The following is a 14,056-nucleotide window of genomic DNA, read 5'->3' as shown; positions in this document are numbered from 1 at the left end:
GTTTGAACGCTGTTTAAATGCCATTTAATATATTATGTTATCAGTATTAATTCATAACAGAGAATTCTGCTGACAGTCCTTCTGCACTGTTAGTTCCTACCCACAGTTTGAAGTCACCTGCTTCAACACCATAACTCATGTCGTAACGCCAGAAGGCAAGGTCTGATACAGGAAGCGAGAACGTTACTGTCTTGCTTTCTCCAGCCTTAAGTTCCACTCTCTGGAAAGCCTTGAGCTCTTTCACCGGACGAGTGACAGAACCAACCTTATCCTGTACATACAACTGTACAACTTCAGTTCCATCATACTTACCTGCATTCTTCAGGTTTACACTTACGTTAACCTCTCCGTCAACAGTAAGCTTGTCTGAAGCCAGTTTCAAGTCGCTGTATTCAAAGTTTGTATATGAAAGACCGTATCCGAACGGGAACAAAGGAGAATTTCCCGCATCAAGATAGAACGAACGGCATCCCACTGAAGTCTGTCCTGCCTCAACAGGGATTTCATCAATAAGCATCTCTGTAGGATTTGCAGGGCGTCCTGTATTGTTGTGGGCATAATAGATTGGAGCCTGACCTGTCATACGTGGGAATGTAACAGGAGTCTTACCGCTAGGATTAACCTTTCCAAAAAGAATGTCCGCAATGGCAGGACCACCCATTGTTCCCGGATGGAACGAGTAAAGTACAGCATCCGAAGCCTCAACCTCATCAGAGATAGTTAGCTGGCGACCGGCCATTACTACTGTTACCACAGGTTTACCGGTAGCAGCAAGCGATTTAATCAACTGACTCTGTGCTCCCTGCAAATCAAGGTTTGCCAACGAATGAGCCTCACCGGAAAGGATTGATTCCTCGCCTACGAAACATACCACTACATCAGCACGGCGTGCAGCATTCACAGCCTTTGCGATACCGGATGTATTCTTGTCGCGGCTATATGCCAATCCTTGTTCGAAGATTACGTTCACCTTGTCGCCATACATTTCCCTGATAGCTTTCAGAGGAGTCTGTGTGTGTTCCTTTTCACCGTCGAACACCCATGTACCCATCTGTTCGTATGGAGCATCCGCCATAGGACCGACAACGGCCACTGTCTTGACTTTATCGGTAAGTGGCAATGTCTGTGCATCATTCTTCAGAAGAATTACTGACTGTTCAGCAGCAGTTTTCGCAGCCAAAAGATGTTCTTCTGCATATTTAACAGACTGAGGAGTTACGATATAAGGATTTTCAAACAGTCCCAGACGGAATTTCAGACGGAGAATGTTTCTTACGGCATTGTCTATAGTTTCCATAGAAACCTTTCCTTCAGCCACCGACTGCTTCAGATTCTTTATGAAAGTTTCGCTCACCATCTCCATATCCACTCCAGCATTTACAGATTTCTCTGCTGCGTCCTTGCCGTCTGTACAGAAACCATGATTAATCATTTCTGCAGTAGAAGTCCAGTCTGTAACCACCATACCATCAAATTTCCATTCGTCACGGAGAATATCTTTCAGAACAAATTTATTGGCTGTTCCGGGAATACCGTCATTATCATTGAAAGAAGTCATAAAAGTGGCACATCCTGCATCTACAGCTGCCTTGAAAGGAGGAAGATAAACATTACGTAGTACACGTTCCGGAATGAAAGTCGAGTTATAGTCTTTACCACCCTCAGAAGCACCATATGCAACAAAGTGTTTTGCACAGGCAGCTATTGCAGTAGGATCATTCAAAGAGTCACCCTGAAATCCCTTAATCATGGCTGTTCCCATAACAGCATTCAGATAAGGGTCTTCTCCGCAACTTTCGGCAATACGCCCCCAGCGAGGGTCACGGGAAACATCAATCATAGGCGCAAATGTCCAGCGTATGCCATCGGCCGATGCTTCAACAGCCGCAACTCGCGCGCCTTTCTCTACAACTTCGGGATTGAATGTAGCGGCCTGTCCCAGCGGTATAGGGAAAATAGTCTTATATCCATGAATAACATCGCGCGAAACAAGAATAGGAATACCAAGGCGTGATTCTTCCACGGCAATATTCTGTATCTTATTGATCTCTTCCGAATTCACGACATTAAGGATGGACCCCACCTCACCTTTACGTACCCGATCTGCCAACTCTTCAAAATTCCATGGACTGAGCTGGTTCATCTGACCGAGCTTTTCTTCTAAGGTCATTTTATGGAGCAAGGTTTCTACCTTGTTTTCTATCTCTGTTCTTTTGTCCTGTGGTCGGCTGCAACCAACAAAGGATACAGCCAAAGCTATTGCATATAAAATGTTCTTTTTCATTTTCATTATTCTACTTTAAAATTAAAAAGCACAAATTGGTCGTACGCTCTCATCTGGTACACCATGCCATCCCATCTCATCACCATTTTGCATTATACAAAAACCTTTATCGAATGTAATTGATGAAACATTTCCCACAATTTGATTAGAATTTTCCACTTTTTCCAATTGTCCGTTGATATATTCCATACCTGAAACAGAAATATTTGCGATGTCCTCACCTCGAATCAAATATTTTAATTCATTAAAAGAAGGAACATACCAAGATGTACAGTTGTATAGTTCTTCTGTATGATTACTTAATGCCGTGAACGAAATGTTTCCATCCGTAGTTGATGCGTCTGCTAATATACCGGTCAATTTATAACCATTAGACAAATCCTTATTTGATGAAGTATCATCATCAGTAAAAACATTTTGTAATTGTTCTACAGTCATTGTACCGAAAGGATTACCATTAGCTATAGAAACAACCAACCCGTGATTTCCATTATAACCGGATAAATTCTCTGCGGTCAAATCATTAGTAGATGTAAAAGTACCCCATTCATCTGTGTCCATAACGTGGAATACTATTCCTTTACAAGTCAATCCTTCAGGAATGTTAGAAGCCACACCAGGAAGTATTACATTATTTCCGGAATTTGACACGCAATAAAAATCACCTGCAGACAATTCCTTCGTTCCTTGCCCGCCAACAATGCATGGAAATGTATATCTTGTACCGGCTTCCAGATTAATTTCCTCATTTACAGTCTTTACATGAGACTTTCCTCCAACAGAGTAAAAATAACGGAAATCGTTTTGCTTGAGGTTCTGATCATCCTTAACCAGACATACATAAGAACCATTCAAACCACAAGGGTTGTACATTGTACCGCCAATAGAGAATGCGGGATTTGACAATTCCACATTAAAACTGAACGTTTCACCATCTACTGTCACACTGGATATTGCAGAAAGGTCAATTAATGAAAAAGCATGTTTAAATAGCAAATCCAAGGCTGGAGAAGGATCTGATATTTCGCATACCAACAAGTCCATTGACTTGAAATTTTCCAAATCACTTTGGTCATTACTGATTTCTATACTATTCTTTAGACCATCCAGGGTTGTAATTTCTGTAGATAAATTTTTATTGTATGGGAAATATGCAATAATCTTATCTATGTCTGAAGAATAATATTGCATATTATCATTCTTCCAACCTTCTGCAGAATAAGTAAAAGGTACATTACCTGTCTGATTACCTGAATTATCAATCAGGATAAGACCTAATTGGTCAGTATTTTCAAACGAAGTAGCATATCCGGAATATGTGGAACGAGACAACTGACCATTACAAAATCCATCCAATCTAACACTATTCAATTTGATAATATTATTCACCTCATCGCCAAATACTTCTTCTCTGTTACAAGATGAAAAGAAGATTGGAACAATCATTAAAGCCAAAATATATTTTAAGTTCATAATTGTATCTTTAGAAAGTTAATACTAAAACAAGTTTTCTATCATCGGATGCCCAACAACTTCCTTCATTTCTTTCAGATGTATTATAATCCAATGCCCATACTCTACTAATTCCACTGTCGCTTCTTTCTGCATAAACATTTGAAGACCAATATTCGCCTGAGAATCCTTCATAAACATTTGCAGAATTAATATCCTGAAGCTGTGCAACTGACGGGATATACCATCCTGACGTGCCATCCGGAGCATTCAACGAATCTTGATTATTGAAAAAATAATACAATGGAAATTCTGTTTCCAAGGTCTGTCCTTCTTCTTTACTCTCAAATTTATCAAGAGCGGCGGTAATTCCTTTGGTGAGTTTATAGCCCAAATAGTCACTGACATTGTTTCTGTCAGTATCAGCAAGACCATCCAACGTATCTAAAAGGTCTTTGTAAGCGCCATCAGATGTTTTTATCCATTGATAGCTTGACGTTATATATGCAGGGTCACAAACAACATAGCCTCTGATTTCAGACATCTTTCCATCATAATACGACACATCATCAGTGTCATCTATGCCAACTTTAAACACTCTTCCAAGAGTTGTTACACCATTCTTAGTAGAACTGGTACCCCATGTTCCATCCGAGTAATAATAATCTCCTACAGCTACATACTCATCTGTATAAGTCAGGATAATATCGGATGCTATATTAGTGAACGTATATGTATGAGTATTCCCTGAAATAGTTCTCTGAGCATCGCATACACCTTCACACAAAAGTCCTCCTTGGGCATTTTCTGTATATGAGACTGAAAAAGTATTACTATTAATATAAGAATCTGTAACACCTGTTATATTAATATCTGTAAGCTGATGTTCATTTAATGAAAGTTTGAATTTGGCATCTACAACGGAACCATTACTTACAATCTGATTATTCCAATCAATACTTTCCGCATTCATATCTACTGACAAACCTTCACGGCTCACAGATATATAATATCTCTGTATTGTATTTTCAAGAAGAATACCTTTATTTTTAGCTAAATCATCACTATTAGACTTACGTGGAGTATATACAAAATTATCACCACCGATTTCAACTCTTATCAAAGGTTTGTTCCACATCGCGCATGGCACCATCATAGCTTCTCCTGTTCTTGAATTTCCCTCACCAGTATTAAATGTAGAAATAAGCTGGTTTGGTTCGCCTACACCAGATAACTCACCTTTATCAAAGTTTACCGACAAATAACCATAAAAATACACTTTTGCTGCATTTACCTGTTCTGTGGTATATCCTCTGGTAGTTTGCAATTGCCACCACATTCTTGTCATTTTATGCTTAAACTCAAGATTTACATTCTTAGACTCACCGGATGTATTACAAATCAGGAAATCACAGTCGTAAAACTTATCCTCCGTTGACTGGTCGGTCAAAATGAAGTTACTAACAATTGCAGGACTCCAGGCCTTTACTTGAAATTGACTGCCGTCCCAAACAAAATTACCGTCAGTAGCCGTTAATTGACCATTACTATCTACATTATAGGTCTTAGATTTTTCATCATTACCATTCAGGCTTATACCTACAGTCTCATCACCGTCCCATGTGTTTCCGGTGATTCTGCTTGGCACATTACCCAGTGCGGCAGTAAAATTGATACAATTATCAGACAAATCATTTATCACATTTCCATCCTTACATGAATACAAGCATAGTGATATTATAAAAACAGTACTTATTTTTCCTATATGACTTTTCATAAAATTTCCATATTAATAACAACATTCTATTTAATTAATATCAGGAGTGACCGCCCCCTTATCTGAATTAGAATCATCAGTCCAAGCTGTAATGGAACATGTAACTCCACTAAAATCAAGTGTATTCTCTTTTAAGTCAAGATAAAAAGAGTAATAATAACCAGGCAGCCAATAATTACCATTAGCCTTATCAAATCCGGTAGCATTATTTATTTCAGAACCTTTAAATGTCTGGGAGATTACAGTCGTACCATCACTCAGTTCAGCTTCAATATGAAAATCAGCATCATCTGTGATATTATCACCTCTCATGGCAAGAGTGTATGATTTCAAATTATAATCAGGCTGTATTTCCACGCCGCTATTAAAGCTGATGTTAATACTATTACCACCGGCATTATAACTTTCTTCAGCACTGCCGGCATAGGAATATCCGCTTCCAAAACAGCTAACAGTAGAAACCAATTTAATAGAATTAATTACTACATTGACATCTCTGCGGTTTGTCACTCCAAAACGTATCAGCGATGCTTTATGTTTAAATTCAATTGTATAAACCCCGTCATTATAATTTCCATTTGCCACCATTACAAGCCCTGACCTTAAATGTTCAGTGCTGTTATTTCCTGTTTGGGTATAGACATCATCTGGCATTTCAAAAGTATATTTGCCTGAACCGTAAACAAACTTTCCTGCAGGGTAAAATGCTGTATAATTTACAAAATTTTCCGACACCTGGAAATTCCCGCATGAAAAGTCTGCACTGTTGACATCATTACTGATGGTATTGTCTATTATGGCAAATTCATTTGTTGTGGATGGTGCATCATTTAGATACATATCAAACTTATCTCCTGTTTGCCACATAAAACTTTTACCATCAACGTTACTTACCGTAGCACGCGACACAGGTTCTTTCTCACCAATATAAGCCTTCAAAATATAACAATTATCTGTTTCCTGATTATTATTTGAGATTTCCTCTCCTGTACATGAGACTCCCAATATAATGGAACAAACCAAACATACATTACTTAATATTTTCATAGATTGAAATCAATTAAAAGTTTATTATTGAATTTTACCTAAACTAATCCCATACAGAAGTACCACCGCCATGAGAAGTTCCTTCAATAAAATCATCTCCGGAGCCTGATATTTCATTTGGACTGCTACAAATTATTGATTCATAATCAATCTCGATTGAAACACTATTAGGTGTCTCGTATTTTTCTTTTTTTATTTCTTTACCTATTTCCATATTTTAAATACATTAATTAATATGCCAAAGCGTCTTATAACAGGATTAAACAGTGTTTAAGAAGTGTTCAGTAGTCGTTCAGCAACTGTTCACTGAATAGTTACTGAACAACTAATAAAAACTGTATTACTTATTTCAATTTATTTATCAGAATGCGCAGATAGGGCGATATGTTTCACCAGGTACGGCATCGGCAAAAGGGTAAGAATATTCGTCACCACTACTTCCTGTCACGAACCAAACCACGTTTTGTTGTTGTGGCGAGGTCTGCGACTCAAAGGTAATAGAAGGTATATTTCCTTCGGCAACATCTGTTCCGCCAACTTTTTGTAATTGTCTGTTTATGCGTGTCCGTCCATTTGAAGATACCGTATTTCCGTCATCTCCTCTGACAAGGATTGCCAGTTCCATAAATGAAGGGGCAAACCATGAAGTGGCAGATGAAGATACCGATTCGTCATGATTGTTTAAAGCCGTGAATGATTGTATCGTATTATTGGTAACGGCTTCTTGCATTGCCTTTGTCATCTTGTATCCGTTCAGGACTGTTTTGCTGTCCCAATCTGTTACGGAAGTTAGCAGGAATTTTTCAAAAGATTCGGCAGTGCCTAATGCTCCTCCGTCACTGAGTGAAACAACCAATCCATGATTGCCATTATAACCGGGATAATCATCTGCCGTCAACTCATTAGTTGAAGCATAGGTGCTGAAAGCACTACTATCCATTGTATAGAACACGATACCCTTGCAAGTCCATCCATCCGGAATCACTGCTGCCGTTCCCGGAAGTATCACCACATCATCGTCTGCCGATGATATGCAATAAAAGTCACCTGACGCTATTCCCGATGTTTCTTGTGTTACGGGACAAGGGAAAGAATAACTCTTGTTGGCTTCGAGTATTATGTTTTCCGTGGCTATTGTCTTGGCATATGATTCATCATTGACCGTATAGAAATAGCGGAAGTCATTCTGAGACAGTGATTCTTCATCCACGAGACAGACATATCTGTTGTTCATCAATTCGGGTGTATATGATATATCTCCTATGGAAAAAGATACATTTGAAAGTCCAAGCAGATATGTCACATCATTGTTGTTGGCGGACTTGACCGTGTTTTCAGCGGAAAAGGATATCATTGAAAACGCATGTGTGAAATCTATCCTCATCAATCCGTCATCGAATTCTGATATTTCTGAGACAAGCAGATCCTTTTCTGCAAACGTTTCTTTATGTATAAATATTTTTTTGAGTTCGTCTATGGATGACGGAAGTGTGTTTCCTATGTCTGCCGTATAGGGGAAGTAAGCGATGGCACTTGCTATATTTCCGCTATAGAATACGCTGTTTTCATTGTTCCATTGGTTTCCATCGTAACGGAAAGGTGCATTGGTAAATGCTTCTCCGGTTTCGTCTATCAACAATACGCCAAGTCTGTCATCGTTGGCGAATGTGACCGTTATTCCATCGTTTGTGGCACGGCTCCCATTTTCTGATACAAAATCTGTTACGCTTACGCTCCCGATTCTTAAAAAATCCTCGGTTACGGCATCACTTGTCTTATCCTTCATTACGTCATCCTGCGAGCAAGCGGAGAAAAGCAGCAAGGATAAGGTTGTCAGTTTAATATGTGAAAATAATCGTTTCATAGCTTCTTTTTATAAGTTGTTAGAAAGTAAGGATCAGGCGGACTTTGGATTCTGTATTTGAAGCCTGCCAAAAAGTCGCATTTGTATCCATTCCATTATTGAATATTACATGATAGGCATTTGTTCCGGCATTATCAAATGAACTGTCCCAATAATTTCCATCCAGAACGGTATATCCCGTAATAGTTTTCCCGGCAAGTCCCGCCAAGTCTTTCAGTTGGGTATGCGAAGGCAAATACCAGCCCGATGTACCAATAATGGAATTATTTTGATTTTTTGCGGTAGCGGTTTCTGCGGCGGGCATTGTTCCACTATTACCGGCACTTTCTGATTGCTTCAAAAGATATTGTGTTTGAGGATAACCAATGTATAAGGTTGCATTTCCATCTGTCACATTCTCTGGAGATTCGCTTCCGGTTACTGATACTGTACCATCCATCCACTTGAATGTATTACCATCTCCTTCTTTTTCATCGTTTAGTGCCACGGCATATCCATGAATCGTAGCCAATTTACCGTCATAGTTACTTACATTGTCCGTACTATGCATTCCTACTCTGAAAATAATGCCTGCCGTACCGTTTTCTTTGTAACCAGAACCATAAGTACCATCGTTATAGAGGTAATAACCGACTTCCATATATTCTGTCGTGTATGCCAATCTGATATCTGAACGAATATTTGTAAATTTGAAAGTAACCTTTCCGTCATCTCCTACGGAGCGTTCCCTATCGCATTCACCTTCAAAATCAATTCCTCCGCTCGCGTTGTTTTCTGTATAAGTAATAGAGAAACCATCTGTAGCGTTAGTGATGAAAGTACTTTCGCTTTCAAAACCTGAAGCACTATAATCGCTCAAATTCAATATTTCATCAGGTATAACCGCTTTAAACGAAGTATCGGTGACATCGCTGATTTCTGTATTATCCCATCCGATACCCGAATACTCCATATCAACCGTAAGCCCGGTTTTGCTTACAGACAGATAATACCTCTGCCATGTATCAGGCAACAAATCGCCTGTTCTCTTTGATACGTCATTCTGATTGCTCTTACTTGGCGTATATACATAAGTATCATTTCCTATTTCGACCTTGATCAAAGGTTTTTCCCACATCTCACAAGGAACCATCATAGCCTGCCCATTCCTGTAGTATTCTCCCCAAGTATTATAAGTAGAAATAGACTGGTCTGTATCACCTATAGGAGAAAGTTCACCATTAGTAAACGTTGTTGAACCATATCCTAAAAAAGTGATTTTAGCATTATTTACTTCTTCGGTAGAGTACCCTTCATACTTCTGAAGTTCCCACCACATACGTGTCATCTTGTGACTAAAAGCAAGTGTAACATTTTTATATTCCACTTTTGCCGAACTTGCCAGCAAATCACAATCAAAGAACTTTTCTTCAGTAGTCTGATCTGTCAGATTTATCTGTTCTGATGTCAGAGGAGACCAAGCCTGTATATCAAACGACTCACCTTCCCAACGGAAAGGAGTGTCATCTGTTGACATTGTCCCATCTACAGCAACTTTATAAGTTTTAACAGTCTCTCCGGACTTCACTCCTATAAGTTCGTCTCCATCCCAAGAACTTTCAGTTACTCTGCTCTTTGGTTTATCCACTGATGCAAAGAAATGTACATTGCCATCAGCAGTGTTCACATCGACATCATTAGTGCATGAGAATAAACCTATACATGCCGCAAATACAAAGAACAAGCGACTATTCTGTTTATTTATTATATTCATAGTTCTCATTTCTATTGTTTTATTTTAAATCATTTCATTTCAGGTTCCAAAAGCCCCTTGTCAGAGTCCTCTCCGTTAAAATCCCATTCGTCCACTAAACCGCCTGATGGTACATCACCATAATTAGCGCTTGGATCTATGTCAGATTGTTTCTGATAAACTCTAACATAATCCACATACATGCTCTGAGGGAAATACGTATTATCTGTAGGATTCCCACCAAATGTTCCTCCTACTGCAACATTCAAAATGATGAAGAAAGGATGGTCAAAAGTCCATTCACCATCTGATACAGAAGATTTATCAACACGATGATAAAGTGTTCCGTCAACTATGAAATCAATTTTTGATTTGTCCCATTCCACAGCAAATATATGGAAATCTGTATCAAAACGTTGATCCTGATATCCAAACGTACTCGTAACAGGATTTCCTCCCGAACGTCCTGGCATATGCAATGCACTTGAAACAATATTAGGCTGATATCCCTTATTTTCCATTATGTCAATCTCACCACAAGCAGGCCATTCATTAGTTGCATAATCAGCGCCAAGCATCCAAAATGCAGGCCATAGCCCAACACCATATGGAAGAACAAGTCTTGCTTCGGCACGTCCGTACTTAAATTCGAACAATCCTTCTGTTTTTATTCTTGCTGAAGAATATGTCGCTCCATCGCCATCCTTAAGCGCTGTTATTTTCAAACACCCTTCACCTTTATAAGTTGCATACGAAGCATTCTTTTCCTTATCGGTATAATTCTGTAACTCACCGTTACCAAATCCAGATGCTCCCAATTCATATGTCCACTTTGACGGATTTGGGCGATTATCTTCTGTTGGTGTATCAAACTCATCAGACCAAACCAACACCCATCCTTTATCTTCCGGGTTATAATTGTTTTCAATTGCATTTTCTTTTTCACAGCTTCCCAATAATACAAAGAGGAAACCGAGTAAAATCGTTTTATAAAGTTTCATGATTCATATCTTTTAATAGAAATAAATATTATCTACAAGTATGTTCTGATAAGCTACTGAATTTGCTGTAACAGCCAATTGTAATTGATGAATAACTGTATTACCATTCAGTGGAACATCAACAGATACCCATTCTCCAGTAACAAGACTCGCTGTCACCTGCCCAGCATGCTCACCATTTGCATTTATGTCAGCCGAAACATCTATTTGAGGATTTCCTTCTACATAATCCTGTAACAGAATGTCCATATGTACATTAGTCTTTCCTGTGGTATCAGCATCTTGATCAAGCACAATTCCAACAAAATTAAAACTTCCATAATGCATGATATGGTGACTTTCGCTTAACGTTATTTCATCATTAGTAGTAGTCTGATATGGAGCCCAATATCCATTAAAAGGTGATGTAAGTGTATTAGTATAATTGTCACAGTACAAAGAAATTACATCAGCTTCATTTTTGTCAGGAATAGGAGCAAAATCGTAAACTCCTGTTATTGTTATGCTTCCTTCTGCCTCTCTTGGAGTAAGCACTGCTCTATCCTTTGCTCCATGAAAAGATATAATATTCTCTTCTACAGTAGCTACATCTGGATTAGAAGAATCAAAAGTGAAATATTTTGAGGATACTGTCATTTCTTGATTTATACCATTAGGAAGATTAACGTATGCTATTAACTCGTCAATTTCTATATTACCGGTTGGGAAACCAGCCATATTAGCATCTTTTATTCTTGTATGAGCCAATGTTCCGAGCTTCTCATATTTAACTTCATCAATCCATAATGTATATGCTTCACCTCCTGTATCGTTTGTACCAGCAGAAAAATTAAACAAACCTTTTTCTGCAATAAGTTTAGCCGGATTTGGAATAGGAACGATAATTTTCCTCCAACCAGCATCTGCCGTTACTCCAGCAATTGTTGCAGTATACTCTGCATCACCATAACTTCCTAATCCAACTTCTATCTTAGTAGAAGCGGTAGATTTTACATAAAAAGTCAATGCATCGTAACCTGACAAATCTCTTCCTCCATCTGTATAAAAGACTCCACCAGTCCAGTTACCCTGTAAATCATCAGGTGCAGGAACATCAACTCTCAATGATGCCGTTCCACTATATTTAGTTTCATTATCCTGACTAAGAGCCGTAGGCTTTCCCCAAGCCTGAAAATTGACACCTGATGCAAAACCGTCAATAAAAATTTCAGCCATCTTTGGACTAGTTGCCAATACGTCTGTACTTATATTTCTTTCACATCCCACATTAACAAAAGCAACGAAGGAAAAAAGACATTTAAATGTATTAAATATATATTTGTTCATAATAAACTTATTAAATTGTTTAAGGATAATTAGAATAGACTAAAAGAAATATATGTTCTAATTTCCCATTCATTTCCTTTGGAAGCACCAATAATATCTGTACTTTCTATAAAGCCTCCATTTCCATCCGATACATATCCAGCGACATAGCGGTTGGAATATTTGTCCAGAGTACGGTAAGTTCCCCTTATACCTACACGCGTTGACAACGGACCGAGCCATTTCGGTTTGAATAGATTTGTTGACAAATCAACCATACATTGGAATGGGAATGTCAAGTTAAAATCTCTGTGATAGTCATATGGTCCCCAATCATTAAACTTCAATGCTGCATTCAGTCTAATTTTCTTATAAATCATCTGCAAATCACCACCACCACGTTTAATTAGACGCTCGTCATCACCATTTGCTTGGGCAGTACCTAAATATGCATTGGCTATAAATCCGAAATCTTTTGTTAACCTTGATGTTATTTTAAGATTAGTTTCCCACAAATCATGCGCAGGAGCAGAAGCTGCAAATGCAAAAGTAGAACGTCCATCAGCCAAAATACCAATGGCAGCATCTTGTGCGGTAGGAAGATGACGGTAAATAAAACCAAGAGAAGCAGCAAATGGGGCATCTTCAGTTTCATCATTATCCCAATCATACATCCATGTTCCAGGAGTCGGATCATACGTTAATAATAATTCACCAGCCGTTGTTTCACGGTTACTCCTTACAGCAAATGGATCGTCAAGTATATTCCTTAGTCTTCCAGGAGCCTCTATACCATTAGGCATAGGACCAACCAAAGGCTTCTGCCATAAGAAATTCGGAGCAATTTGAAAATTTCCCATCTGGTAAGTAAATCCAGCAAGAACATTCGACTGGTTACCACTTCCGCTATCTTTCAGTGTCCATCCGGTAAGAGTTCTTGTATTGTCAGCACCACCATTTGCCACAAGCCCCATAATGGCACCCTGAGCGTATGCATTAAAATTGCCACCACTATAAATCATTTTTAATTTACCTCCAAATGTATCTGATTTTTTTACTACATCCTGATAAACGGTAGCTGTAGGACTATATTCTGTAGTTGCTTGAAATTCCCTTCCTACCAATGTAGTTCCTGACCAAAGCCCTCCCAATGTAATATCAAAACGACCAAATTTTCTTTGCAGCATTAATGAAGCACGTGTATTCTTCGGTAATGGAATAGCAAAGGATGTAACGGTTTCTTCACGTTGATTGATATCATAATGGAAAACACCTCCAAAATTCCAATTACCGAAAGTACGATAATATTTTAGCAACAATGCAGGATTTGCTCCCCACCACAATTCAGGTCCAAAAGCCAATTTTAGCCCAGAAAATAATTTCTTTCCTTGTATTTCACATCCAAGAGGTGCTGCACCACCATATATATCCATATTATCACCATAACTAGCTTCTTGATATAATCCGAAATATTACTGTCCGCTAAAGACGTGAATTCCCTCCCAACTTGCTGAAATAGATAAGTTGGGAGTTATTTTCATATCAGACAAGCCCCTCTTATGAGCTTATTACCTCCTTAGGTGGTGGTTCTGCT

10 protein-coding genes are annotated in these 14,056 nt (G+C 38.6%); all 10 read right to left on the bottom strand.

Annotated features, from left to right (window positions below; translation table 11 throughout):
• Positions 1-46 precede the first annotated feature (46 nt).
• The gene (bglX, locus tag I6E11_RS03725) at positions 47-2,290 is read right to left on the bottom strand and encodes a beta-glucosidase BglX (RefSeq protein WP_235336479.1); all 2,244 of its coding nucleotides are present in this window, start codon (positions 2,288-2,290) and stop codon (positions 47-49) included.
• Between the two features lie 15 nt (positions 2,291-2,305).
• Positions 2,306-3,757, bottom strand: a complete 1,452-nt coding sequence (locus I6E11_RS03720; protein ID WP_235336478.1) for a fimbrillin family protein — start codon at positions 3,755-3,757, stop codon at positions 2,306-2,308.
• A 10-nt stretch (positions 3,758-3,767) separates the two neighbouring features.
• Entirely contained in the window at positions 3,768-5,513 is a 1,746-nt protein-coding gene (locus tag I6E11_RS03715; protein ID WP_235336477.1) for a fimbrillin family protein, read from the bottom strand.
• A 30-nt stretch (positions 5,514-5,543) separates the two neighbouring features.
• On the bottom strand, positions 5,544-6,560 hold the full coding sequence (locus I6E11_RS03710; protein WP_235336476.1) for a fimbrillin family protein: 1,017 nt from the start codon (positions 6,558-6,560) through the stop codon (positions 5,544-5,546).
• Between the two features lie 43 nt (positions 6,561-6,603).
• Positions 6,604-6,774 (bottom strand): hypothetical protein, encoded by a 171-nt coding sequence (locus I6E11_RS03705; protein WP_235336475.1) that lies wholly within the window; start codon positions 6,772-6,774, stop codon positions 6,604-6,606.
• A 147-nt stretch (positions 6,775-6,921) separates the two neighbouring features.
• Positions 6,922-8,424, bottom strand: coding sequence for a fimbrillin family protein (locus tag I6E11_RS03700; RefSeq protein ID WP_235336474.1), 1,503 nt, complete (start codon positions 8,422-8,424; stop codon positions 6,922-6,924).
• Positions 8,425-8,443: 19 nt separating this feature from the next.
• Positions 8,444-10,177 carry a fimbrillin family protein gene (locus I6E11_RS03695; protein ID WP_235336473.1) on the bottom strand — a complete coding sequence of 578 codons (1,734 nt, stop codon included), beginning with the start codon at positions 10,175-10,177 and terminating at the stop codon, positions 8,444-8,446.
• 29 nt (positions 10,178-10,206) lie between these two features.
• Positions 10,207-11,157, bottom strand: a complete 951-nt coding sequence (locus tag I6E11_RS03690; protein WP_235336472.1) for a glycoside hydrolase family 16 protein — start codon at positions 11,155-11,157, stop codon at positions 10,207-10,209.
• 12 nt (positions 11,158-11,169) lie between these two features.
• Complete coding sequence (locus I6E11_RS03685) at positions 11,170-12,483, bottom strand: CIA30 family protein (RefSeq protein ID WP_235336471.1); 1,314 nt, start codon at positions 12,481-12,483, stop codon at positions 11,170-11,172.
• A gap of 29 nt (positions 12,484-12,512) precedes the next feature.
• Positions 12,513-13,895, bottom strand: a complete 1,383-nt coding sequence (locus I6E11_RS03680) for a hypothetical protein (protein WP_235336470.1) — start codon at positions 13,893-13,895, stop codon at positions 12,513-12,515.
• Between the last annotated feature and the right edge of the window lie 161 nt (positions 13,896-14,056).

This window comes from Bacteroides caecigallinarum (assembly GCF_021531075.1).
Lineage (GTDB): Bacteria > Bacteroidota > Bacteroidia > Bacteroidales > Bacteroidaceae > Phocaeicola > Phocaeicola caecigallinarum_B.
This window is presented reverse-complemented; position numbering and strand designations above follow the sequence as displayed.